This window comes from Streptomyces thermospinosisporus (assembly GCF_039526425.1).
Classification (GTDB): domain Bacteria; phylum Actinomycetota; class Actinomycetes; order Streptomycetales; family Streptomycetaceae; genus Streptomyces; species Streptomyces thermocarboxydovorans.
Genome location: NZ_BAAAIZ010000017.1, coordinates 133,358 through 158,793 on the forward strand (window position 1 = coordinate 133,358; position 25,436 = coordinate 158,793).

14 protein-coding genes and 4 pseudogenes are annotated in these 25,436 nt (G+C 68.7%); 11 read left to right on the forward strand and 7 right to left on the reverse strand.

The window, feature by feature from the left end:
• The first annotated feature begins 202 nt into the window (after positions 1 to 202).
• From ABD207_RS07735 to ABD207_RS07750, 4 genes and pseudogenes are all read left to right on the forward strand, one after another.
• Positions 203 to 3,571 (forward strand): S8 family peptidase, encoded by a 3,369-nt coding sequence (locus ABD207_RS07735; RefSeq protein WP_344011100.1) that lies wholly within the window; start codon positions 203 to 205, stop codon positions 3,569 to 3,571.
• A gap of 317 nt (positions 3,572 to 3,888) precedes the next feature.
• Positions 3,889 to 7,507: pseudogene (locus ABD207_RS07740) on the forward strand (laminin G domain-containing protein).
• Between the two features lie 92 nt (positions 7,508 to 7,599).
• Positions 7,600 to 15,027, forward strand: a complete 7,428-nt coding sequence (locus ABD207_RS07745; RefSeq protein ID WP_425580647.1) for a polymorphic toxin-type HINT domain-containing protein — start codon at positions 7,600 to 7,602, stop codon at positions 15,025 to 15,027.
• A 16-nt stretch (positions 15,028 to 15,043) separates the two neighbouring features.
• A complete protein-coding gene (locus ABD207_RS07750) occupies positions 15,044 to 15,490 on the forward strand; it encodes a hypothetical protein (protein ID WP_343997731.1) in 447 nt (148 codons plus the stop codon).
• A gap of 83 nt (positions 15,491 to 15,573) precedes the next feature.
• Here ABD207_RS07750 and ABD207_RS07755 read toward each other — a convergent pair.
• A pseudogene (locus ABD207_RS07755) lies at positions 15,574 to 16,281 on the reverse strand (site-specific integrase); the annotation flags it as partial.
• Positions 16,282 to 16,434: 153 nt separating this feature from the next.
• On the opposite strand from ABD207_RS07755, the gene ABD207_RS07760 reads away from it, so the two are divergent.
• The 4 genes and pseudogenes from ABD207_RS07760 to ABD207_RS32100 form a co-directional block, all read left to right on the forward strand.
• A complete protein-coding gene (locus tag ABD207_RS07760) occupies positions 16,435 to 17,682 on the forward strand; it encodes a helix-turn-helix domain-containing protein (protein WP_344011102.1) in 1,248 nt (415 codons plus the stop codon).
• Positions 17,683 to 17,840: 158 nt separating this feature from the next.
• Complete coding sequence (locus ABD207_RS07765; protein ID WP_344011103.1) at positions 17,841 to 18,179, forward strand: hypothetical protein; 339 nt, start codon at positions 17,841 to 17,843, stop codon at positions 18,177 to 18,179.
• A complete protein-coding gene (locus ABD207_RS07770; RefSeq protein WP_344011105.1) occupies positions 18,172 to 18,459 on the forward strand; it encodes a DUF7848 domain-containing protein in 288 nt (95 codons plus the stop codon). Before ABD207_RS07765 ends, ABD207_RS07770 begins: the two co-directional genes overlap by 8 nt.
• A 258-nt stretch (positions 18,460 to 18,717) precedes the next feature.
• Positions 18,718 to 18,906: pseudogene (locus ABD207_RS32100) on the forward strand (colicin D domain-containing protein); the annotation flags it as partial.
• A 54-nt stretch (positions 18,907 to 18,960) separates the two neighbouring features.
• On the opposite strand, the pseudogene ABD207_RS07775 reads toward ABD207_RS32100, so the two are convergent.
• Together ABD207_RS07775 and ABD207_RS07780 are read right to left on the reverse strand one after the other, a co-directional pair.
• Positions 18,961 to 19,236 (reverse strand): annotated as a pseudogene (locus tag ABD207_RS07775) (ATP-binding protein); the annotation flags it as partial.
• Entirely contained in the window at positions 19,233 to 19,460 is a 228-nt protein-coding gene (locus ABD207_RS07780) for a hypothetical protein (RefSeq protein WP_344011106.1), read from the reverse strand. The gene ABD207_RS07780 and the pseudogene ABD207_RS07775, both read right to left, overlap by 4 nt.
• Here ABD207_RS07780 and ABD207_RS07785 point away from each other — a divergent pair.
• Positions 19,459 to 19,737, forward strand: coding sequence for a DUF397 domain-containing protein (locus ABD207_RS07785; protein ID WP_344011108.1), 279 nt, complete (start codon positions 19,459 to 19,461; stop codon positions 19,735 to 19,737). The genes ABD207_RS07780 and ABD207_RS07785 overlap by 2 nt on opposite strands.
• Before the next feature lie 178 nt (positions 19,738 to 19,915).
• On the opposite strand, the gene ABD207_RS07790 is transcribed toward ABD207_RS07785, so the two are convergent.
• Positions 19,916 to 21,034: a hypothetical protein gene (locus ABD207_RS07790; protein ID WP_344011110.1), complete on the reverse strand. Its 1,119-nt coding sequence runs from the start codon at positions 21,032 to 21,034 to the stop codon at positions 19,916 to 19,918.
• 233 nt (positions 21,035 to 21,267) lie between these two features.
• Here ABD207_RS07790 and ABD207_RS07795 point away from each other — a divergent pair, with 233 nt between their 5' ends.
• Positions 21,268 to 22,425 (forward strand): cystathionine gamma-synthase, encoded by a 1,158-nt coding sequence (locus ABD207_RS07795; protein ID WP_344011112.1) that lies wholly within the window; start codon positions 21,268 to 21,270, stop codon positions 22,423 to 22,425.
• A 69-nt stretch (positions 22,426 to 22,494) separates the two neighbouring features.
• On the opposite strand, the gene ABD207_RS07800 is transcribed toward ABD207_RS07795, so the two are convergent.
• From ABD207_RS07800 to ABD207_RS07810, 3 genes are all read right to left on the reverse strand, one after another.
• The gene (locus tag ABD207_RS07800; RefSeq protein WP_344011114.1) at positions 22,495 to 22,746 is read right to left on the reverse strand and encodes a hypothetical protein; all 252 of its coding nucleotides are present in this window, start codon (positions 22,744 to 22,746) and stop codon (positions 22,495 to 22,497) included.
• Positions 22,743 to 23,246 (reverse strand): sigma factor-like helix-turn-helix DNA-binding protein, encoded by a 504-nt coding sequence (locus ABD207_RS07805; protein WP_343997723.1) that lies wholly within the window; start codon positions 23,244 to 23,246, stop codon positions 22,743 to 22,745. Before ABD207_RS07805 ends, ABD207_RS07800 begins: the two co-directional genes overlap by 4 nt.
• A 197-nt stretch (positions 23,247 to 23,443) precedes the next feature.
• A complete protein-coding gene (locus ABD207_RS07810) occupies positions 23,444 to 23,950 on the reverse strand; it encodes a MarR family winged helix-turn-helix transcriptional regulator (protein ID WP_344011176.1) in 507 nt (168 codons plus the stop codon).
• A 161-nt stretch (positions 23,951 to 24,111) separates the two neighbouring features.
• Between ABD207_RS07810 and ilvA the strand changes: the two genes are divergently transcribed.
• Positions 24,112 to 25,341: a threonine ammonia-lyase gene (gene ilvA, locus ABD207_RS07815; protein WP_344011115.1), complete on the forward strand. Its 1,230-nt coding sequence runs from the start codon at positions 24,112 to 24,114 to the stop codon at positions 25,339 to 25,341.
• The last annotated feature ends 95 nt before the right edge of the window (positions 25,342 to 25,436 follow it).

A 25,436-nucleotide genomic window follows, 5' to 3' on the forward strand; every position in this document is an offset into this window, starting at 1 on the left:
CTGGCCCCAACCCGGCGGTTCTGTAACGGAGTTGCGGCGGGCACATCACGGCCGACCGGCGACTTGGCGACGTTGTCCACAGGCCTTGAGGCGCTTGATCACCCCTCGTCATACTGCGTGATCCGGGGGGTGCGCGCAGGCGTGCGAGACCACCCCCGGCCGGGTGAGGGGACTCCACCCGGCGATTTCGCTAGGGGGATACGTGCGCAGACAAGTCAACAGGTCACGCGCGGCCACCGTCGCCACCGCGGCGGCCGTGGCGCTGCTGGCGGGAATGGCCGGCCCCGCGTCGGCGAACGGCCCGGCCGGCGCACCGGGCGACGCGCAGCAGCGGGCCGGCGTGCAGCGGGCGGCCGGCGCGCAGAAGCAGGCCACCGTCTCGAAGGGGGTCGTCAAGCACCGCGTCACGCTCATCACCGGCGACCGCGTCGGCGTCGACGCCAAGGGCCGCGTCGTCGGCGTGGAACGCGCCGAGGGACGTGAGCGCATACCCGTCCAGATCCGCCGGGTGGGCGGCCACACCTATGTGATGCCCACGGACGTCGTCCGCCTGGTCGTCAGCGGCAAGCTGGACCGGCGGCTCTTCGACGTCACGGAGCTGACCAAGGCCTCGATCCGCGGCGCCCACAAGCGCGGTCTGAAGGTCATCGTCGGATACAAGGGCAGCGCGCGTTCGGCCAAGGCCGACGTCCGGGACGCGGGCACGCTGCGCCGCACGCTCAAGACCCTCAACGCCGACGCCGTGCAGACGCCGCACCGGGACACGCCCGAGTTGTGGAAGGCGGTCACCGACGGCGACAAGGCCGCCTCCGGCATCGCCCACGTCTGGCTGGACGGGGTCCGCAAGGCCCAGCTCGACACCTCCGTCGGGCAGATCGGCGCGCCCAAGGCATGGTCCGCAGGCTACGACGGCAAGGGCGTCAAGATCGCCGTCCTCGACACCGGCGTGGACGCGAAGCACCCCGATCTGAAGAACAAAGTGCTCGCCGCCAAGAACTTCACCTCCGCCCCGAACGCCGGCGACAAGGTCGGCCACGGCACGCATGTCGCCTCGATCGCGGCCGGCAGCGGCGCCAAGTCCGGCGGGAAGTACAAGGGCGTGGCCCCCGGCGCGAAGATCCTCAACGGCAAGGTGCTCGACGACTCCGGGTCCGGCGACGACTCCGGGATCCTCGCCGGCATGGAGTGGGCGGCCCAGCAGGGCGCCGATGTGATCAACATGAGTCTGGGCGGTCCCGACTCGCCCGACGTCGACCCGCTGGAGGCGGCGGTCGACCGGCTGTCCGCCGAGAAGGGCGTCCTGTTCGCCATCGCGGCGGGCAACTCCGGCCCCGAGTCGCTCGGTTCGCCGGGCACCGCCGACGCCGCCCTCACCGTCGGCGCCGTCGACGACAAGGACAGGCTCGCCGACTTCTCCTCCACCGGGCCGCGCCTCGGCGACGGAGCCGTCAAGCCGGACGTCACCGCGCCCGGCGTGGACATCACGGCCGCCTCGGCGAAGGGCAACGCCATCGCCCAGCAGGTCGGTGAGAAGCCGGCCGGCTACATGACCATCTCCGGTACGTCGATGGCGACCCCGCATGTCGCGGGCGCCGCGGCGATCCTCAAGCAGCAGCACCCGCAGTGGACGTCCAAGGAGCTGAAGGCCGCGCTCGTCGCATCCGCCAAGGGCGGGAAGTACACGCCGTTCCAGCAGGGCACCGGCCGCGTGCAGATCGACAGGGCCGTCAAGCAGACGGTGGTCGCCGAACCGGTCTCGGTGGGCTTCGGCATCCAGCAGTGGCCGCACACCGACGACAAGCCGGTCACCAAGAAGCTCACCTACCGCAACTCCGGCACCAAGGACGTCACCCTGAAGCTGACGGCGTCCGCGACCGGCCCGAAGGGCAAGGCCGCCCCGGCGGGCTTCTTCACCCTGGGCGCGAAGACGCTGAAGGTCCCGGCCGGCGGTGAGGCCTCCGTCGCCCTCACGGTGAACACGAAGCTCGGCGGCAAGCTCGACGGCGCCTACGCGGCGCTGGTGAGCGCCACGGGCGGGGGCCAGAGCGTGCGCACCGCCGCCCACGTCATGCGGGAGGTCGAGTCCTACGACGTGACATTCCGGCACATCGGCCGGGACGGCCGCCCGCCCGCCGTCCACTTCACCTCACTGTTCGGCTACGCGGGCCTCGGCTACGGCCGGCAGTTCCAGGTACCGCCCACCGAGAAGGCCACGACCACGCTGCGCCTGCCCAAGGGCACCTATGCGCTGGACTCCTTGATCAAGAAGGACCCCGAGACGGTCGGGCGGGGCCTCGACTGGACGATCCAGCCGAAGCTGATCGTCACCAAGAAGACGACCGTGACGATCGACGCCCGCAAGGCCAGGGCCGCGGACATCACCGTGCCCGACGCGAAGGCCAAGCCCCGCTCCGCGTCGATCAGCTATGTGCTCGACGCCGGCGACGCCGGTTTGATGAGCAGTTACGACGCCGCCTCCTTCGCCGAACTGCGGGTCGCCCATCTCGGCCCGCAGGCCGGCGGCCTCACGCAGACCTGGAGCGGCCACTGGACCAAGGGCGCCTCCGCCGACTACATCGTGGCGGCCAGCTCCCGCGTGAAGAAGATCCAGGGCCACAAGGTCCGGCACTACAAGGCCGGTGAACTCGCCACGGTCAAGCACCGCCTCGGCGCGCCGACCGCGGGCAAGAAGGGTGCGATCACCGCGATCGGTGAGTTCGCCGACGACTGGGTGCTGGGCGAGGGCGTCGAGCAGAAGCTGCCCGGCACACGCACCCAGTACCTGTCGACCTCGGACAAGATCCGGTGGGCCTTCACCTTCCAGCAGCACTCCGGCGTCCGCGACGGCGAGGGCTACCCGATCCCGGACGCCGAGTACTCCGAGGGGGATGTGCAGACCCTCAAGCCGGGCAAGAAGTACACCAAGACCTTCAACACCGCGGTCTTCGGCCCCCGCCTGAACGCCGACTTCGGCCTGTTCCGGCAGGGCAACGAGATCTACGGCCAGCTCCCGCTGTTCGCCGACGGCCAGGGCCACCCCGGTCTCTCGCAGCTCACCTCGGCCACCACAACCCTCTACCGCAACGGCAAGAAGGTCGGCTCCCACTCCGACCCGCTGTTCGGCGAGGCCGCGTTCACGGTGCCGTCCGGTGACGCCGCCTACCGGCTGACCACGTCGGTGAAACGCAGCGTCAAGGTCGCCGCCGCCTCCACCCGCATCGACGCGAGCTGGACCTTCCGCTCGAAGAAGCCCGCGGACTCCGCCCAGCTCCCCGCCTCCACGGTCCGCTTCCAGGCGACCACGGGCCTCGACAGCAAGGTCCCGGCCGGCAAGAAGACCACCTTCCCGGTCAAGGTCGAAGGCTCCGCCCGGGGCAAGAACCTCAAGTCCCTCTCCGTCTACGTCTCCTACGACTACGGCAAGACCTGGAAGAAGATCCCGGTGAAGAAGGGCAGGATCACCGTCAAGAACCCGGCCAAGGGCAAGGCCATCTCCTTCCACGCCAAGATCACTGACAAGAAGAACAACAAGTCCACGATCTCGATCTACAACGCGTACTACGGCAAGTAGCCCTGCTTCTCGGGGTCACTTGACCGAGCGGCCCTCCCCGGAGGCTTCGTCTCCGGGGAGGGCCGTTGTGTGTGCGATGGAGGGGCGATCGGCGATCTTGCGGACAAACTGGCGCCTTCGCCTGGTTGGCGTGATCAAAACGTGTCGCCCGCGATGCACTACGGGAATTGAAGACGCTCGTCCGATCAACTTGAATCTCCCCAATTTTGAAGATCATGTGACCACGGGGGCGGGGATCTGTGTCGACGCGGTGGGCGGGCGGTAGGCGGATGCATTCCAAGGCCGTACGGCGGTGGTCGGTGGGGACAGCCGTCGCCATGCTGGCCACTTTGCTGGCCCTCCCGGGGCAGGTGGCAAGGGCTGCCGCTGCCGAGTCCGGCGCACCGCTGTCGGAGGGGCAGAAGGCGCTGGCGGCGGCGAAAAAGTCCGGCCGGCGAGTCGAGGTGACCGGGCAGCGCACCGAGCACACGACGGTCTTCGCCAACCCGGATGGTTACACCTTCACCCTCGAGCAATCAGTGATGCCGGTCCGTGTGGCCGCGCCCGGCGGGGGCTGGCAGGCCCCGGACGCCACGCTGGTCAAGCGAGCCGACGGCACGGTGGTGCCCAAGGCGGCGGCTACGAAGATGGAGTTCTCCGGCGGAGGGACCAACGAACCGCTGGTACGCATCTCCGATGGGGGCCGGTCGCTGGAGCTGGAGTGGCCCGGCACTCTGCCCACGCCCAAGCGGGATGGAACCAGCGCGCTCTACCCGGAGGTACTGTCCGGGGTCGATCTGAAGCTCACGGCAACTCCGGAGAGTTTCCAGCAGGTTCTGGTCGTCAAGACGCCCGAGGCCGCTGCGCGCGAGGAGCTGAAGAAGCTGACCTTCGGGCTGGAGACCGAGGGACTCTGGGTCCAGGAGGGGGCCGCCGGGAATCTGGCCGCGCTGGATGAGAACGGCCGTGCGGTGTTCAAGTCCCCGCCGGCCCGGATGTGGGACTCCGCCGGTGTAGCCGGTACCGAGCCACAGTTGAAGGCGTCGACAGTGGTCGGCAGCGGGGAGGTCGAGCCTTCCGATCCCGCGGAGTCGGCCCCGTCAGGCAGCGGGCTGGAGCCCGGGCAGGGCGACAGGGTGGTCCGGATGGATGTCGACGTCGACAAGGATTCCCTGTCCGTGATCCCGGATGCGGAGATGCTGTCGCAGACGGATGCATCTGCGTTCCCGGTGTTCATCGACCCCCCGGGTGACCTGGGGTGAGTCGGAGCGCACCCTGCTGCGCAGCGACGGCTACGAGTCCTACGGTTGGGGCAACGGCGACGACGGCCTGGGCAAGGGTGTCGGCAAGTGCGGTACCTGGAACGGCTACTACTGCGGGCCTGGGTACGTGCAGCGCCTGTACTTCGAATTCTCGCCCGAGGACCTCAAGGGCAAGAAGGTGCTGGACGCCACCTTCCGGGTGACCGAGCCATGGGCGTTTCAGTGCGACCCGCGCTGGGTGGACCTGGTACGGACGAACAACATCTCCTCCTCCACCACATGGTCCTCGCGCCCGAAGGAACTTGACTGGATGGTGGACCGCCATGTGTCGGCGGGCCGTGGTTCGCTGTGCGATCCGGACTCGCCCGACGCGCCCATCGAGTTCAACGACAATCCGGACGAGCCGAACGAGAACCTCACGCCCACGGTCAGGGACTTCGCGGCGGGCAAGTTCTCGCGGCTGACGCTCGAGATCCGGGCTCACGACGAGTCGGACACATCGGCCTGGAAGCGGTTCAAGAACGACGCCGTCCTGTCGGTGAAGTTTGTAGGCCTGCCGGACAAGCCGACCGGTGTCGGTCTGGTCACCGGCTCGGGCACCGTCTGTGCGAAGGATGCCGCAGACCCGGCGGTCGTGTCCGATCCGACTCCTTCGTTGGCAGCGACGGCGCAGACCAAGGCGGGCGGTGAGAAGGACGCCCAGCTTCGGGTGTACTTCGACGTCGATCAACGCAAGAGCGACGGGACATGGGTGGATGCCACGGCCGGCAATGGTGATCTGCGCCCGTCGACCGGATACGTGGGCGACGGCGTCAAGCTGACCATGTCCTGGTCCACCCTGGCCGAGGGACCTGTCTACCGGTATCGCGCCTGGGTCCGCTCGTACTACAACGGCGGTGACAGTTACCTGTCCGGACCGTCCAACGCGTCTACCACCGGATGGTGTTACTTCAAGCTCGACAAGAGCGCCCCGAAGGCTCCGGTGATCACTGTCGGCAGCCCGTACTCGGAGTGCACGTCCACTGCCTGTGCAGCGGGCGGCGGGCCCGGTGTCCAGGGAACATTCCGCTTCGCTCCGGACCCCGCCGATCAGGACGTGGTGTCGTACCAGTACACGGTCACCGGCATGACCACCTGGCCGACGGTCAACGGCACCAGCCCCAGCGTGTCGGTGACGCCTGAGCGCTCGGGCACCTTCACACTGTGGGCGCGGGCCAAGGACGACATCGGCCGCTACGGCGCGTGGAGCGGGGTGGACTTCCTGGTCGCCGCCGGAGCGGGGCCGGTGGCCCGGTACCACTTCAGCGAGGCCGACGGGGTGGCGTTGGACGCGGCCACGGACGACGGCAGTGACGACGCGACCCTGGCTTCGGGTGCGATGCGGCATCACAGCGGCCGGCGTGGGCTGCTGACCCACGATGCCGTCGGAGAGCCGCTGGAGCAGGCGGTCACCGACAAGGGTTTGCTGTTGGACGGCAGTAATAACGGCTATGCGTCGACGGCCGGACCGGTTCTGGAGAGCCGCTCGTCGTATACGGTCGCGGCGTGGGTGCGGGTCGATCCATCAGCGACGGGGACGGTCTCGGTAGTGAGCCAGACGCCGGCGACTGCGAGCCCCTGGACCGAGAAGTACAGCCCTTTCGTCATCTCCTACGGCGGCAAGTGGAGCATCCGGGTGTTCTCAACGGACGGCACCTTCTCCCGGGAGGCCAGCGCCTCGGGCTCGCACCCCAAAGGTGTGTGGACGCATGTGGCGGCCGTGCACGATGCCTCGGCGAAGAAGGTGCGGCTCTTCATCAACGGCAAGCGAGAGGCATCGGTGGACGCCGGTACCCCCTGGTCGGCCGAGGGCAGCCTGGAGATCGGCCGGGTGATGTACGAAGACACCTATGTGGACCATTTCAAGGGCTTCATCGACGAAGTGGCGGTGTGGCAGCGCGCGCTGACCGACGAGGAGGTCAGTGATGAGGCCCGGCTGATGACGTCCGAGCGCTTCGCCGGTGTGGAGCTGGTCGGTGGCTGGCACCCGGACCAGGGCACTGGCACCACGATCCCCGACACCCTGTCGGGGTACGGCCGGAAGATGACGCTGGCTGGCGGTGCCTCGCTGGACGGTGAGGAGATCGTTCTCGACGGCGTGGACGACTCGGCATCGGTGGCCGGACCGCTGGTGGACGGTACGGGGTCGTTCACGGTGACGGCGCTGGCCTCCGTGGACGGGGACAAGCTCGCCACGAAGAACATCGGCTACAAGGGGCAGGTGGCGGGGCAGCGCTCCGCGGACGGCTCGGCGTGGGGTCTGTGGTACGAGCTGACGGACAAGCAGACCGTCCTGGACCCGGAGACGGCGACAGAGAAGACGGTGCCCGTGGGGTTCTGGCGGTTCGGGCGGCTCGAGGCGGACGGCACATTCAGTGCGGTGTCGTCCGAGGAGGGTGCCCTGGTGGACAGCAGGGTGCGGTTGACCGGCATCTTCGACGCACAGGCCGGTGAGATCTCCTTCTACGTCGGCGGCACGCCGAACGGTGATGCCCGGGCATTCACGGCCGAGGTGGGCACGGGTGAGTTCGCCCTGGGCAAGGCCTTTGCCGACGGGACGTGGAAGCACTTCCTGCCCGCACGTATCGCGGAGGTCCGGGTGTGGGTGGGTGCCATGGCCGGCACCACGCAGATCGACACCTACGTGGGTGACTGAACACCGGGCGGCGTGAGGCCTGAACCCCACGCCGCCCGAACTGTGACTTTCTGGGTTCTTTGCATGTGAGTTGTGACTGGTGGAGTAACCGAATGGCTTTTGGCATAGGCACATCAAAGCGGCGCGGAAGTGGGGCTGTGCGCAGGCAGAGTGGCCGGTTGCTGGTGCAGTCGTTGGCTCTGGCGCTGCTGGTGCCTATGGGCTGGGCTCAGGTGGCCCAGGCTGCTCCGAAACCAGGCGGGCTGGGGCGGCCCGACGTGCCCAAGTCCCGGGTGAGCAAGGTTGAGACATTCGACGGGCCGGGAGCGCGCAAGGCCCGAGCGAAGGTCGGCAAGGATCGCAAGGCCAACGCCGCTCAGGCCGAACGAGCCGACCAGGAACGCAGAGCCCGCTGGCCCCGACAAGGGCAGGACAAACTTGAGCTGGACCGAGGCAGAGCCGCGAAAGGCACGCCTGCAGACGTCCCGGTCACCCTGAAGCCGGCGGCCGGTTCCGGCGCCAGGACCAAAGCCGAGGGCACGGCGCAGGTCACCGTGCTGGACCAGACGGCGGCCCGCAAGGCCGGACTGACCGGCGTGCTGCTGACCGTCGAGGCCGACCAGGGCGGCGCGGCCGAGATGAGCCTCGACTACAGCGCCTTCGCCGCAGCAGTCGGCGGTGCCTGGTCCCAGCGCCTTCGGCTGGTCCAGCTTCCGTCCTGTGTTCTGACGACCCCGCAGAAGGACGAGTGCCGCGTCCAGAAGCCCTTGAGGTCGAAGAACGATCTCGCCGACCAAAGCATCTCGGCCATGGTGAACATCGGCACGGCCCAGTCGACTGGGAAAAGCGCTCAACTGCGCAAGGCTGAGGGCACGGCGGCCTCCGGAGCGACCGTGCTCGCAGTGACAGGAGCCGCCGCGGGCTCCGGCCAATCGCCGAAGGGCGCGGGTGACTACTCCGCGACTCCGTTGTCGGCCTCTTCCGCGTGGGAGGCGGGCAGCAGTTCAGGCGCCTTCACCTGGTCCTACGGCTTCACTCTTCCACCGGCGGCTGCCGGTCCCACACCGCCCCTGTCGCTGTCGTACGACTCGGGCAGCGTCGACGGCCGGACAGCGACGACGAACAACCAGGGCACGACAGTCGGTGAGGGCTTCACGCTGACAGAGTCCTACATCGAGCGCTCCTACGGCTCCTGCGACGACGACGGGCACAAGGACGTCTGGGACCTGTGCTGGAAGTACGACAACGCGCGGCTGGTGCTCAACGGCAAGTCCACCCGTCTGATCAAGGACAAGACCGATGGCAAGTGGCGGCTGGAGGACGACGACGCCTCAAAGGTCACCCGGTCCACCGGTGCCGACAACGGCGACGACAACGGCGAGCACTGGACCGTCACCACATCGGACGGCACCAAGTACGTCTTCGGCCTGAACAAGCTGGAGGGCGCAGGCAACCAGCGCACCAACTCGACTTGGACAGTGCCGGTGTTCGGTGACGACTCCGGCGAGCCAGGCTACTCCGGCGGGGATGCCTTCGCCGACCGGTCGCTGACGCAGGCGTGGCGGTGGAACCTCGACTATGTCGAGGACACCCACGGCAATGCGTCGACGTACTGGTACACCAAGGAGTCCAACCACTACAAGAAGAACAAGTCCGAGACGGCCAACGCCTCCTACACGCGCGGCGGCTACCTCACCCGCATTGAGTACGGTCTGCGCAAGGGGGCCCTGTTCACCGACGACGCCGACGCCAAGGTCACCTTCGACCATGCCGAGCGCTGCACCGCCTCCGACTGCTCCAGCCTGACCGAGGCCACCGCCGACAACTGGCCGGACGTCCCCTTCGACGCGATCTGTTCAGACGGTGACGACGAGTGCAACGCTAGCGGACCGTCCTTCTTCAGCCGCAAGCGCGTGACCGGCATCGACACCTTCTCCTACAACGCCACCAGTAACGCCTACGACCCGGTGGACTCCTGGACGCTGTCCCAGAAGTACCTGGACGGCGGAGACATCGGGGACAGTTCCGATCACGTTCTCACCCTCACGTCGCTCAAGCGGACGGGCAAGGCGGGTGACAACAGCATCACCCTGAACCCCATCTCGTTCACCTACCAGATGCGGCCCAACCGGGTCGACGCTACGGACGACATACTTCCGCTCACCCGTCCCCGCATCTCGACGATCACTTCGGAGACGGGCGAGATCACCACGGTGACGCTGTCCGACCCGGAGTGCGTCCGCAGCCAGGTGATGGGGGCGGCCGAGGACTCCAACACGCGTTCCTGCTTTCCGCAGTACTGGCACATCAACGGAGCCGAGAACGCCTCGGTCGACTGGTTCCACAAGTACCGCGTCCTGGCTGTGACCTCCTCGGACCCGGCCGCGGGCAACGAGGCCGTCGAGCACGCCTACTCCTACAGCGGAGCCGCCTGGCACCACAGTAACGACCCCTTCACACCCGAGGAGGAGCGGACCTGGTCGGACTGGCGCGGCTACCGCAAGGTCACCGCCTACACCGGAGCGACGGGCACGACCCGCTCCAAGACGGTCTCGCTCTACCTGCAGGGCATGCACGGCGACAAGAACGCCGACGGCACCGCCAAGAGCGTGAGCGTGGAACCGCTGCTCGACACCGACGTCGACTTCACTGCCATCAACGACAGTGACCAGTACAAGGGACAACTGCGGCAGCAGGTCACCTACAACGGCAGTCAGCCCATCGCCAGCACCTTCTCGAACTACACCTACCGGCAGACGGGTGTCCAGAGCGTCCCCGACGCGACCGACCACCCCTCCAGGTGGGTCCGGGACACCGTCACCTACACGAGCACTCATCTGAGCGCCACGGACAGCTGGCGCACCCACGTCGTCACCAAGCGGTACGACACCCTCGGCATGGTCACCTCCCTCGACGACTACGGGCAGAAGGGCCTGGGCGGCGACGAGACCTGCACACGCACCTGGTACGCCCGCAACGAAACGGTGGGCATCACCAGCCTGGTGTCCCGCTCGCGAACCGTCGCCCGGGAATGCTCCATCACGGACGCCGCCCTGGACCTGCCGGCCACCTCGGCCACGCGTGGCGACGTACTGTCCGACACGGCCGTCGTCTACGACAACCCGGACGCTACGGGATGGTCCGCCACCCAGACGCCGACCAAGGGTGAGGCGACCTGGACCGGTCGTGCCACCGGATACGCCGCCACGCCCACCTCCGACGGGGAGCGCATGCCCACTGGCTGGCAGACGGTCAGCACCTCCGGCTTCGACGCCCTCGGCCGGCCGACGACCCTGACCGATGCGGTGGGGCACACCACGTCCACTGCCTACACCCCCGCCACAGCCGGACCCCTGACGAAAACAGTCACCACCAACCCCAAGGGGCACCAAGCGGTCAGCTTCCTCGACCCGCGTCGCGGTCTGGCCCTGCGCAGCTACGACGTCAACCAGAAGAAGACCGAGCTCAACTACGACGCCCTCGGCCGGCTGACCGAGGTGTGGCTGCCCAACCGCATCCGCGGCAGCCAGGCGCCCAACGCCAAGTTCGCCTACCACCTGGACAACACCAAGCCGTCCTGGGTGTCGACCTCGATCCTGAAGAAGGACGGGGAGACCTACAACACCACCTACTCGCTCTACGACTCCCTCCTGCGTCCCCTGCAGACGCAGGCGCCGACTCCGCAGGGCGGCAGGCTGCTGACCGACATGCGGTACGACAGTCGCGGCCTGGCGTACGAGGCGTACGCCGACATCTTCGACACCACCAGCACGCCGAACGGCACCTACACCCGCGCCGAGTACGGCGAGGCACCGAAGCAGACGGAGACCGTCTTCGACGGGGCGGAACGTCCGACCACCAGCACGCTGCACATCTACGGCGTGAAGAAGTGGTCCGTGACCACCAGCTACACCGGTGACTCCGTGGCCACGACCGCGGTCGAGGGCGGCTCGGCGCAGCGGGCGATCACCGACATCCGCGGCAGGACCGTCGAGGCACGCCAGTACGCGAGCATCAACCCGGCCGACGCCGACTACGGCACCGGTCCCGGCGCCACCTATGCGGCCACCAGGTTCACCTACGCGCTGGACGGTCAGCAGAAGTCGATCACCGGCCCGGACGGCACCAAGTGGACCTACAGTTATGACCTGTTCGGTCGCCGTAGTGGCACCGAGGACCCCGACAAGGGCCGGTCGACGATCGAGTACAACGCCCTGGACCAGGCCGTCAAGGCCACGGATTCCCGAGGCAAGTCGATCCTGACGGCCTATGACGAGCTCGGACGCCCTACCGGCACCTGGACGGGCTCCAAGTCGGACGCCAACCAGCTCACCGGCTACGCCTACGACACCTTGCTCAAGGGCCTGCCCACCTCCTCGACTCGCTACGTGGGCGGAAAGACGGGCCAGGCCTACACTCAGGCGGTCACCGCCTACGACAGCCTCGGCCGGGCCACCGGCACCCGGCTCGAACTGCCCGCCGACGACCCGTTCGTGGCCGCAGGCGCGTCAAGAACCTTTGATTTCGAGAGCAGCTACAGCGTTGACGGCTCCCTGCGAATGACCCGCGAGCCCGCCATGGGCGGCCTGCCGTCGGAGGCCATCGACTACGGCTACGACGGCCTGGGCAACCTGACGTCGATCGGGGGCTCCACCGGCTACCTGCGTGATGTGTCCTACTCCGCGCTCTCGCAGCCGCTCCAGCTGACGCTGGGCACCGGCGGTACGGGGGCCAAGAACATCTACGTCACCAACCGCTTCGAGAAGGGCACCGGCCGCCTGACCCGCAGGCATGTCACCGACCAGTCGCACCCGTACATGCTGCAGGACCTCAACTACGGCTATGACCAGGCCGGAAACGTCACGTCCATCAAGGACCCGACCACTCTGGGCGGCGAGAGCTCGGCGGACACCCAGTGCTTCGCCTACGACGGCCACCAGCGTCTGATCGAGGCCTGGACACCCAAGACCGACGACTGCTCCGCCACCCGTACGGCGTCGGGCATGGGCGGCCCGGCACCGTACTGGACGAGCTACACCTACAACGCGGCCGGCCAGCGCAAGACCGAAACGCATCACGGAGTCGGCATCCGCGTGGGCCAGGACACCCAGCGCGAGTACACCTACCCGGCCTCCGGCCAGCCGCAGCCGCACACGCTGACGAAGGTCGACACGACCGGCGACGGCACCCGCACCCAGAGCTTCACCTACGACGCGGCGGGCAACACCACCAAGCGCGCCACCGCTGTACAGCACCAGTACTTGCGCGCGGGATGGAAGCTGACCGCGGGCCAGGAAGTGCGCAGCCAGAAGGCTCGCATGGTGATGCGCGGGGACGGCGACCTCGTCATCTACAACCGTGACACCGGCGAGGTCCGCTGGCACACGGACACCGCAGGCAACCCCGGTGCCTGGGCGACCATGCAGGACGACGGCGACTTCGTCGTCTACTCGGCCGACAACACCAAGCTCTGGTCCACCAACACGGCCAAGGGCGCGAGCTCGGGCTACTTCGCCAGCCTGCAGGACGGCGGAAGCTTCGCCGTCTATTCCGCTGACTGGGAGCTCCAGTGGTCCGCAGGTTCCTGGATCGGCTCGGCTCCCGTGTCCTCTGGCACCTACACCCACACCTGGAACGACGAAGGGCGCATCGCCACCACCACGGCCCCGAACGGCATCAAGACCACCTACCTCTACGGCCCGGACGGTCAGCTGCTGATCCGCGACACGGAGAACGGTGAGCGGATCCTGTACGCAGGTGCCACAGAACTCCATCTGCGCGAGGACGAGACCACCTGGGCGCAGCGCTACTACGCTGCCGGGGGTGTCACGGCTGCCGTCCGCTCCAACGAGTCCGGAACGAACACCCTCACCTATCTCACCGGCGACCATCACGGCACCTCAAGTCTTGCCATCAGCCCTGATGCCAGTCAGACGTTCACCAAGCGCTACACCACCCCCTTCGGCACCGATCGCGGCGAACCAGCCGGCGACACCACCACGTGGCCGGACGACAAGGGCTTCCTCGGCAAGACCCGGGACGAAGGCACCGGCCTGACCCACATCGGCGCCCGTGAATACGACCCCACCCTCGGCCAGTTCCTGTCCGTCGATCCCGTCCTCAGCACCGACCAGCCGCATTCGCTCAACGGCTACAGCTACGCCAACCAGAACCCCGCCACGTACGCGGATCCCACTGGGCTGTTCTGTGACGGCTGCTCAGTGAACAATCCGGACACGGTATGGACCCCGGACAACGGCCCTGGCTGCACCACTCAAGGGTGTTACGACAGGAACGGAAAACGGACCACCGGCGGCACGGCGAAGGTCCGTGCGGGCGGGAACAGCAATCCCGGGACTTCCAAGTCCGCAGGCGGAAAGGTCATCATCGCCGACGTTCCCGTTCCCACCCAAGAGGAACTGATCGCCAGAGGGGCGTTGCTTCCCGGCGGCTCGTACGATGAGGCGCTGCACAAATGGACTGTCGGCCTGTGCCAAAGCTCTGGAACGGACACACCGAAGTACGGGGCATTCTGCGACATCGCAGGGAAGGCCGGACTCCTCGAGCCCACCGGGAACGATCCCTTCGGCGTTCAGGCGAACATCAACTGCGTGACCGGCAGAGGCGACTGTGTCGAAGCGATCGTCACGGACGTCATGTATCTCGTCAGCTTCGGTTGGTCACGTTTCGCGGCTATAGCAGCGGCCAAGAAGGCCGTCGCCACCGGCCGGTCCATCAGCCAAAGGTTCGCCCGCCTCGCCGGCTGCAAATGCTTCCTGGCAGGCACCGACGTCCTGATGGCCGACGGGACCACCAAGGACATTGAAGATGTCCAGGTCGGCGACAAAGTCATGGCCGCCGACCCAGGAACAGATGAGAGCGGCCCGAAAGAAGTCACCCGCCTCATCCGGACCGAGGACGACAAGAGATTCAACGAACTGTCCCTTGCGACCGAGAACGGCATCGAACAACTCACTGCAACTTACGAACACCCCTTCTGGTCACCCTCCGAGGACGACTGGGTCGAAGCCGGAGCACTGACACCGGGCATGACCCTCCGTACTGATGACGGACGCACGGTCATAGTCACCGCCAACCGCCCGTACACACAGCACACCCGTACGTACAACCTCACGGTGGACGACCTTCACACGTACTATGTGCTGGCGGGGGAGACGCCAGTCCTGGTTCACAACAGCGGAGGGTGCATTCCGGCCCTCCGGGGTTGGAGCAGCCAACGCTTCCAGTTCGGGAACCAGACCTTCCTTCTGGACAAGAAGGGAATGGAGCACATCCTCACTCGTCATCATCCGAAAATGTGGGATGGCTCGGTAAAGGCTCAGCAGTCCTTCTTCGACCCCAAGATGAGCGTTGCTGATGTCCAGGACGCAATCGGGCAGGTCATGCGCCAGAACAGGGATACGCTCGTTCAGCGAGGAAGCAGGGGTATGTATCAGATTCAGGGAAACGTCAACGGAGTAGACTACGTTCTCGGCATGAATAAAGGCCGAGTCGGCCAGTTCTACCCTGTTGCTCCCTGACATGAGGAATCGCGGCGTGATCGAGATCGAGACGTACCTGAGGGATTCGGGCGGCAAGTTCGTGCAGGTTGATGCCTGCACCGCCCGCCCAGCTGATGCCGACTACGTCGAGGGTGCGGTGCGAATCGCCATCCACGGAGTTGAGATTATCGGGATCAGTGAATGGGATTACGTTGACCAGCTGTGGGCATACGTGGCCAGCATGGTCCCGCAACTCTCGGCCGCAGGGTACGCGTCGACTTATTTCCCGGATCAGCCGATTGAGCTCTCTTTCCGACAGCAAGGGTCTCAGGTTCTCGTTTCGGTGAAATCGGGCAACGACGTGAAGAGGGTGAGCGTTTCAACGTCTGATTTCTTGGCGGCGCTGAGGGGTGCGGGATCGGCGTTCTTCGGCAAGATGTCGGAGCTTCTCCCGGAGAACGCGGACTCCTATTCGGAGTCTCGTCGCGAATTGTTGTCGTGAATTGACTCGACGCTGAGAGGCCCCGCCAGAGCCGACTCTGGCGGGGCCTCTCGCCGTCTTGACGGCAGTAGTTGACGGCAACGTCAGCGGACAAGCGCGTTGCAGGGTGGCGGTTCGTCGCCGTCGGAGCGTGCCGTCACGGTGGTCTCCGGGCTACCGAGCGCGGTGCCGAGGATATCGATGGCGTCGCGCTGGAGGCGGAGGCGTGCGTGGGCGTAGACGGTGGCTGTGACGCCGATGTGGGCGTGGCCGAGGAGTTCCTTGATCACGACGAGTTCCACGCCCTGCTCCAGGAGCAGTGTGGCGGTCGAATGGCGGAGGTCGTGAAAGCGGATGCGGCGGAGGCCAGCCTTGCGGAGGAGCGTGGTGAAGGTGCGGGTGAGGTTGGTCGGGTCGATCGGTCGGCCCTGGGGAGTGGTGAACACGTGCCCGTTGTGCTGCCACGTGGTGCCTGCGGCCTCACGCTCGCGCTGCTGCTGTTCGTGGTGGTGCTTCAGCGACTGGAGGCAGCAGCGGGCGGGGAGGGCGATGCGGCGCTCGGAGGCTCGGGTCTTGGTGGGCAACGTGGTGAGTCCGCCTGTGCTCGTGCGCTGCAAGGTGCGGCGGACGGCAGCCGTGCCCCGGTCGACGTCGAGGTCTTCCCAGCGGAGGCCGAGGAGTTCGCCTTTGCGGAGTCCGGTGTGGAGCGCCAGTTCGAACAGGGCATGGAGCCGGTGCCTGCGCGCGGCTGTGAGGAACTGGCGGGCTTCGTCGGCGGTAAGGGGTTCGAAGCGTCGGGGTCGAGGTGCTGCCCGACCGACGAGGGACCCCACCCGCTCAGGCCCCGGTTCTGCCGGAGCCCGGCCCGTCGCGTAATGGGGCACCCCTTGTGGGCGGGTGTCTGTCGGAGCGCCCCCGGTTGATGTGTCGGCTGGGCGTACCGTGGAGTGGGAGGTGGTGAGTTGATGACCACGGAGCTGGCTGACAACGTCCGCAAGTACCGGCGTCGCGCGGGGATGAGCCAGGAGGAACTGGCCCACGCCGCAGGCGTATCGCCGGGCACCGTGCGCAAGGCCGAGCAGGGCGGCACCATCCGCATGGAGACCTTGCACACGCTTGCCCGCGCGCTGGGGGTGACCACGGCCGCGCTGATGGCCTCGGATGCACCGGAGCCCGTGGGGCGGGCTGAGGAGCCGAACCGGGTCAACCTGATCCAGCTCCGCGCCGCCCTCACCCCGGCCGTCGGGCTCGTGGACCAGGACGCCGAAGCCGTGGCCGAGGAACCGAACCTGCGCATCTTCCGGCGGACGCTGCAAGACGCACGGGTGCTGTACTTCTCCGACAGTTACAAGAGCGTCGCGGCTCAACTGCCGGGCCTGCTGCGCGATGCAGCCCAAGCCGTTGCCTACTACGACAGCGGGGACGAGCACCGGCAGGCCCTGCTGGCCCGCGCCGAGGCGCTGCGTCTGGCCGGCACCTATCTCACCCAGGTACGGCAGTACGACATCGCGTATGCCGCCGTGCGCGGCGCCATCATGGATGCCCGTCAGGCCGGAGACATGCTTGCGGCGGGCTCTGGTGTCGGCTGCATGTGCTGGCTGCTGGTGAGGCAGGGAAGGCTGGACGAGGCGGAACAGGTCGCGGCCCGGAGCATGGACGGGGTGGAGCCGAAGATCACGGGGGCTGAGCCGGACCACTACGCGGTGTGGGGCGGCCTGGCGATGGAGGCTGCCGCCGCAGCCGCGAGGAACAACCGTCCCGACGAGGCGAAGGAGTACCGTCAAGCCGCCCGGGTCGCGGCAACCGCGGTCGGGACGGCGCATCGCAACGTCTCCCGGCACTGGTCCGTCTTCGGGCCGGTCACCGCCGCGGTCAAGGCACTCGAAGACGACATGGTCGTCGGCGACGCCCGCGCGGTGGTGCGCAAGGCCAGCGAGCAGGAGGAGTTGTCGCCCAAGGCGTGGAAGCGCTTGGGTAGGCCCAGCACCAACGATGGGAACCGCTTCACCCTCGATGTGGCGCGCGCCCACACCCGGACCGGCGACTTGTCCGCCGCCATGGACGAGTTGACCCGCGCCAGGGAAGCCGCCCCGCAGTGGCTGCGGCACCAGAACGGGGCCGCCGAGACCATGCAGGAGATCCTGGGCAAGCGCAAGCGCACCCTCACGACGGAGATGCGCGAAATGGCCGACTACCTGGGCGTCGTAGGGTAGCTGCCACGTAGCGTGGCAGTTCGTGAACCAAGAGTCGCGAACTGTCATGGCTGCCGCCTGGGGTGACGATCGGTCAGTGCCTACGGTCAGTGTGTCCATCGTCAGTGACCCAGGCCGGGGGTGCCCAGTTGAGCCAGCCCAGGAGCGATGCCGACCGCATGCGTCGCAGAGAGCTGTACGACGCCGCGTCGGGTCGGGGAGGTCCCCGCTTACTGCCGTGGACCAGCCCGGAGGTGAAGCCCTGCTACCTGAGCAGCGACGGCCGGGGTTACCTCTCCACCCTCGCCGACAGCATTGAGACGGTACAGCTCAGCATGGGCCAGAAACTGTTGGAGTACGCCCGCGACGCCACGGCACCCGGCGCGAAAGCCCTGTCAGCGAGCGAATACCGCTGGCTGGCCTGCCGGTTGGCAGAAGCACTGGCGGACGCGCTCAGGGTCGCGGACTCGCGCGGACAGCGCATCCCGGATCAGGAAGAGGCGGCCGAGGATGCCTGACTCTCCGAACGCCGGCGCACGAGCACGCAACGCCTCTCGGGGCCGCTACCGCTTCCGCGAGTACCACGTGACCACCGTCCCCGACCCCCTGGCGCTGCCAACGTTCGAGGCGGTCTGCGTCACCGGCGAAAAGCACAACTGCGGCGCCACGTCAGGCACGCTGCACACCTCGGACGAGCTGATCCGTTGGATCGCCGGACACTGCGCTCAGAGCGGCCACGAGCTCTACGAGCAGACCGTCCGCGCTCTCGTCCGTGCCGAACCCGGCGCATGGCAGTAGAGTCCCGCTGCAGCGACACCAGGCAGCGGCAGCGCAATCGTATGCCCCGAGCCGTTGACGGCAGTAGCGACGGCAACACCCACGGATTTCCCAGCACATCCACGGACGCCAGCGGAACGCAAATCACGCGCTGACCTGCGAAGAAGCAGGTAGAGGGGTGCCGCGTAGCACACGTACTATGTGCTGGCGGGGCAGACTCCGGTCCTGGTTCATAACTCAGGTCCTGGGTGCGGGTCCGTATGGATCGATTCGAACAGGGTGCCTCATCATTTCAAACATGCTGCCGACTTCGGGGTCACTGCGAAGGAGAGCAACGCGAGCAAGCAAGCATTCGTGAACGCCTTGGAAGGCTTCGTTAAGGATCCAGGGAACGTTCAAATCGCGGGAACGTATCGCGGGACGCCTGCCCGGCACTACGTGGATCTCAACACCGGGCGTCACGTCTCGGTGGACATCGAATCCGGCGAGATGCTTGGTGCCTGGAAATCGGATGTGACTTCAGACCAGGGCCAGCCCGCGGCCGGACTCGTCCGTGGCGGTGGCTGCCCTGAGGACGGGCAGCGAACGGGGGTCCGGGTCGGTGACCTCCACGCGGGTGTGGCCGGTGGCCGTGGGTGTGACGCGGACGGTGACGGGGGTGCCCTCGCCGAGGTGGTCGATGACGTTGGTCAGCAACTCGGTGGCGCACAGGCGGACGTCGACGTCGTAGCCCTGGAGCAGGTGGCGCAGTTCCGGCACGGCCTTCGGGGTGGCGAGCAGGGCGAGTTCCACGGTCACCGTGACGCCGCCTTGCGCAGCAGGGCGGCGAGCGCGCGGGCCGTGGCCGTGTTGCAGTTGCCGAGTGCGATGAGACCGGCGGGCGGAGTGTATGCGCCGGCGAAGGTCGGCAGGTCCGCTCGGAGCGAGGGGAGTGTGATGTCGTGGAGGGCGAGTGCGGCGCGCAGTTCCTCCGCGCAGCGGGTCGCGTCGTCGTCCGGGCCGTGGGGAAGGATTACCAACATGGCGAGCAACCGGATCGACCTGAGTGAAGGGCTCTGGAGCAAGAGCAGCTACAGCAACGGCGACGGTGGGAACTGCGTGGAGGTCGGTAGCGACTTTCCCGGTGCCGCTCTGTGGCGCAAGTCGAGCTACAGCAACGGAAGCGGGGGCAACTGCCTCGAGGTCGCCGACGGAGTCCCCGGGCTCGTCCCCGTCCGGGACTCCAAACTCGCCGACGGGCCCGTGCTGACGCTCTCTGCCCGCGCCTGGGCGCCCTTCGTCGAGGCGCTCAAGGGATAGCGTCCGCGTCCCTGCGGGGTTCGCCCGCCGCCCAACTGCCCAGCAGGCGCAGGGCCTCAGCGGCGGGGGAGCCCGGTTCCGCGTGGTAGGTCATCTGAGCCCGGCACAGGGCCCGTACCGCCCCAGGACTTCGTGCGGGAGCGGGTCACCGGGGCCGGCCGGCAGGACGCCGGAGCCGTCAGTGCGGAAGGGTCGCCGGGCTGCCGCCGTTCGCCTCGTAGCCGGCCACCGCCAGGGCCCGGTACACCGCGAACTCGGCGGCCGGGTCCGGGGACAGGGTCCACGGCAGGGCGCCGACATGGCCGTCGATGTGTATCAGCTGGCTCATCGCCTCGGCCCAGCGCTCACTGCGCACCAGGAAGAAGACCAGCATGTGCCGCACATGCGCCAGCATCGGGTCGTCGGGGCGGGCCGAGTGCACCGCGTGCAGCGCGCCGTGGATCGCCTTGGTCACGACCTCGCTCTGGTAGAAGCCGCTGACCAGATTGACCTCGGGCAGGTGCTCGAACACCGCGAACAGCGGCATTGCCGCCAGCAGCGAACCCTGAGGTGCCCGCGCCGCCGCGGACTCCGCGAACGAGTAGGCCAGCTCCCTCGAGCCGTGCCACTTCTCGCACCAGTAGTGCAGGGCGGCCAGATGGGCGCCCATGTGGTTCGGCGCGCGGTCCAGGATCTTCAGCCAGAGCTGCTCGAAGTCCTTGTGCTCGTAGCCCAGTCCGCGGGCCACCGAGAGCTCGACGATGTACGGGATCGGATCGCCCGGCGCCAGCAGCGCCGCCTCGCCGCACGCCGCCTTCGCCTCCTCCATGATGATCCGGAACTCGTCCGTCCCGGGCGCCGCCGTACGCCACGCCTGCTGCACCAGGAACTCGGCGTGCACGGCCGCTCCGCCCGCGTCCTTGGGCGCCTCGGCCCGCCAGGCGCGCAGCCACTGCCCGCCCGGCGCCCCGTCCGCCCCGCCGGGACGCTGCTGGAGCTCCAGCGAGGCGGCGCCGGCGAAGGCCTGTACGCGCTGCCAGCGCAGCTCGCCCTCCGCCTCCGTGCCCGCCAGCAGCTGCTGGGCCGCGCGGTAGTCCTGCGTGCCCTGCACCACGTCCAGGACGTCCAGCAGGTCCTGGTCGGGGCCGGGCAGCCGGATGTCCAGCTCCTCGGTGCGGGCGAAGCCGTAGTTCGCGGGGTCCGCCGCGTCCGGGTGGTCGGGGGTGACCAGACCGACCGCGCCGCGCCGGCGCCGCAGCACGGGGAGCAGCACGAAGCCGAGCATGACCAGCGCGATCAGCACCCACAGAATGTCCATGTCTCAAGCGAACCAGACCGCCTACGCACTTGGCCAACCTGGGTGCCGGACCTGTGGAAAACTCCGCTCCCCGCGCCCGGTGCGGGGAGCACGGCAGCCGCCCGCCGGTGACACCCGCGCCGCGCCGGCGGCCGGCCCGGCCTCCTCGTCCGGCCCCCACCCCGGGCCGATCCGGGCGTTTGCCCCAGGCCGATCCGGGCGCATGCCCCGTCGGCGCACTACCCTCGGACCCCATGAGCGACAGGCACATCAGTCAGCACTTCGAGACGCTCGCGATCCACGCGGGCAACACCGCCGACCCCCTGACGGGCGCGGTCGTCCCGCCGATCTACCAGGTGTCCACCTACAAGCAGGACGGCGTCGGCGGCCTGCGCGGCGGCTACGAGTACAGCCGCAGCGCCAACCCGACCCGTACCGCGCTGGAGGAGAACCTCGCCGCCCTGGAGGGCGGCCGCCGCGGCCTTGCGTTCGCGTCCGGACTGGCGGCCGAGGACTGCCTGTTGCGTACGCTGCTCAGCCCGGGTGACCACGTGGTGATCCCGAACGACGCCTACGGCGGCACGTTCCGTCTCTTCGCGAAGGTGGTCGCCCGCTGGGGCGTGGAGTGGTCGGTGGCCGACACCTCCGACCCGGCCGCCGTGCGCGCGGCCCTCACCCCCAAGACCAAGATCGTGTGGGTGGAGACCCCGTCCAACCCGCTGCTCGGCATCACCGACATCGCGGCGGTCGCCCAGATCGCCCGGGACGCGGGCGCCCGGCTCGTCGTCGACAACACCTTCGCCACGCCCTACCTGCAGCAGCCCCTGTCGCTCGGTGCGGACGTCGTCGTGCACTCCCTGACCAAGTACATGGGCGGCCACTCCGACGTGGTCGGCGGTGCGCTGATCACCGCGGACGCGGAGCTGGGCGAGGAGCTGGCGTTCCACCAGAACGCCATGGGCGCGGTCGCCGGGCCGTTCGACTCCTGGCTGGTGCTGCGCGGCACCAAGACCCTCTCGGTGCGCATGGACCGGCACAGCGAGAACGCCGCCAGGGTCGCCGACATGCTCACCCGGCACCCGCGCGTGACCAGCGTGCTGTACCCGGGGCTGCCGGACCACCCCGGCCACGAGGTCGCCGCCAAGCAGATGCGGTCCTTCGGCGGCATGGTCTCCTTCCGCGTGGAGGGCGGCGAGGAGGCGGCCGTCGAGGTCTGCAACCGGGCCCGGGTCTTCACGCTCGGCGAGTCCCTGGGCGGTGTCGAGTCGCTGATCGAGCACCCCGGCCGGATGACGCACGCCTCCGCGGCCGGCTCGGCGCTCGAGGTGCCCGCCGACCTGGTGCGGCTGTCCGTGGGCATCGAGAACGTCGACGACCTGCTCGAGGACCTGCAGCAGGCGCTGGGCAAGTAGCACCCGGCAGCAGCCGCTGGGCAGAGGGCGCCCAGCAGCGCCTTCACGGCAGAACGTCCAGCGGCGTGCTCACCAGCCGGTGAGGGGTGGGGTCGTCTCCGACGGCGGCTCCACCCACGGCTGCACGCTGACCGCCCACACCGTGAAGGCCACGGCCGCCGCGAACAGCAGCACCCACAGCACCCGGCGCGCTACGGTGCGGCGGCGCAGCATGCGCGCCCCGAGCCGTACGGCGTCCGTGTGCAGCTCGGGCGGCACGGCGGCCGGTGACCGCTCCTCCAGCATCCGCCGCACCAGCGCCTCACGGCTGACCCGGCTCATGACGACACCGCCTTCACGCCGCCGACCGCCGGGGCGGGGCCGGGCGGCGGGCGCAGTACCGCGGTGACCGCGCGCAGGCAGATGGCCCGCACCCGGTCCGTGGACAGCCCGAGCAGCGCCGCCGTCTGCTCCTCGGCGACCCCTTCGTAGAGCCGCAGCACCAGGACGAGCCGTTCCTGCGGGCTGAGCCGGGCCAGCGGGCCCGACGGGTCCGTACGGGAGCGCAGCAGGCCGCCGAGCTGATGCCAGGCGCTGTGCGCGAAGCGGGTGGCCAGATGGCGGCGGGTGCGGTCGTAGGGGTCCTCGCCGCGCAGCCGGTCCCAGTCGGCGTACGTCTGCGCCAGCGCGTGGGTGAGCAGGCGCCGTGCGCGCGGGTTGTCGTCCGGCGCCTCCGCGGTGAGCAGCGTGGCGGCGTGCAGCAGCCGCCCACCCGCACCCGCGACGAACGCCTCGAACTCGCGGACCCGGCGGACCTCCTGGGACACATGCCCGTGTCGCACCGCGCCTCCCGCACAAGGGGACCCGGTCTCATATCAGCCAGTCGCGGCCCCCGGGGTCAAGGGGCGCGCGTGCCTGGAGTAGGGGGCGCGGGTGCCCGGAGTGCGGTCCGGCTCAGGAGGGTGCCGGGAGTGCGGCCGGCTCAGGAGGGTGCCGGGAGTGCGGTCCGGCTCAGGAGGGTGCCGGGAGTGCGGCCGGCTCAGGTGTCCTGCTGGGTCTCCGGCGCCGGGACCCCCTGCGCCGACATCCGCGCGGACAGGGCGGCGTTGAAGCGGGTCAGGAGCGTGCAGAAGGACTCGCGCTCCTCCGGGCTCCAGTCGTGGGTGAGCTCGGCCATCAGCTGCCGGCGGGAGGTGCGCACCTCCTCCAGGCGGGCCTGCCCGCGCGGGGACAGCTGAAGGACGACCGCACGGCCGTCCTCGGGGTGCGAGGTGCGCTTGACCAGGCCGGTGTCCACCAGCGGGGCGACCTGCCGGGTGACCGTGGAGGAGTCGATGCCCATGCTCGCGGCGAGCGCCTTGACCCCCATCGGGCCCTCTTTGTCGAGGCGGTTGAGCAGCAGGTAGGCGGCGCGGTCCATGGAGTTGCGCACCTGCCCGACCCCGCCGAGCCGGGTCTGTTCGGCGCGGCGGGCGAACAACGCCACCTCGTGCTGGAGGGTGTCGAGGAGACCGTTGTCACCGACGCTCGTCATGTCCATCGACATTTCAGGTGTAGTGGGCATGGCCGGGGGCTCACTTCGTGGAGGCTGCTGATTGGGGGACAGAGTACGCGGCCGGACGGCGGGGCGTACCGGCGCTGCGGAAAGCGGCGTCCGCCAGATGGTCACACCGGTCGCCTGTGCCCGTGAACTGCGATGCTGGTGTCATGAGCTACGGCACGGCTGACTCCTTGCGGACCGTCACGCTCGACGATGTGCGAGGTGCTCAGAAGATGCTCTCGGGCGTGGCGCGGACGACCGCGATGGAGGGCAGCAGGCATCTGTCCCAGCTGGTGGGTGCCCCGGTGCATCTGAAGTGCGAGAACCTTCAGCGCACCGGCTCGTTCAAGCTGCGCGGTGCCTATGTGCGGATCGCCGGGCTGCTGCCCGAGGAGCGCGCGGCAGGTGTGGTGGCGGCCAGCGCCGGAAATCACGCGCAGGGGGTGGCGCTGGCGTCCTCGCTGCTCGGGGTGCGTTCCACGGTGTTCATGCCGAAGGGCGCCCCGCTGCCGAAGATCAGCGCCACCCGGGAGTACGGCGCCGAGGTGCGCGTGCACGGACAGGTGGTCGACGAGACGCTCGCCGCCGCCACGGACTACGCCCGGGAGACGGGCGCGGTGTTCATCCATCCCTTCGACCACCCCGACATCATCGCAGGCCAGGGCACGGTGGGCCTGGAGATCCTGGAGCAGTGCCCGGAGGTGCGCACCGTCGTCGTCGGGATCGGCGGCGGGGGTCTGATCGCGGGGATCGCGGTCGCCGTGAAGGCGCTGCGGCCGGACGTGCGGGTCGTGGGGGTGCAGGCGGAGGGCGCGGCGGCGTATCCGCCCTCGCTGGCGGCCGGGCGTCCGGTGTCGGTGCGCAATCCGTCGACCATGGCCGACGGGATCAAGGTGGGCCGGCCGGGGGACGTGCCGTTCGGGATCGTCGGCGAGCTGGTGGACGAGGTCCTGACGGTGAGCGAGGACGAGCTGTCCACCGCGCTGCTGCTGTGCCTGGAGCGGGCCAAGCTGGTCGTGGAGCCGGCCGGGGCGAGCCCGGTCGCGGCGCTGCTGAGCCGGCCCGGTGCCTTCGAAGGGCCGGTGGTGGCGGTGCTGTCCGGGGGGAACGTCGACCCGGTGCTGATGGAGCGGGTGCTGCGGCACGGCATGGCCGCGCAGGGCCGCTACCTGGCCGTTCGGCTGCGGCTGACGGACCGGCCGGGTGCGCTGGCGACGCTTCTCGGGGTGTTGTCAGTGGTCGACGCTAACGTCCTCGATGTGAGCCACGTGCGGACGGACCCACGGCTGGGGCTCACGGAGGCGGAGGTCGAGCTGCATCTGGAGACGAAGGGCCCGGCGCACTGCACCGAGGTCAACCAGGCCCTGCGCGAGGCGGGCTACACCGTCATCGGCTGAGGGTGGCCCTCACCGGCCGGGGGAGACCGTCTCGGCCGAGGGTGGCCCTCACCGGCCGGGGGAGACCGTCTCGGCCGAGGGCGGCCCTCACCGGC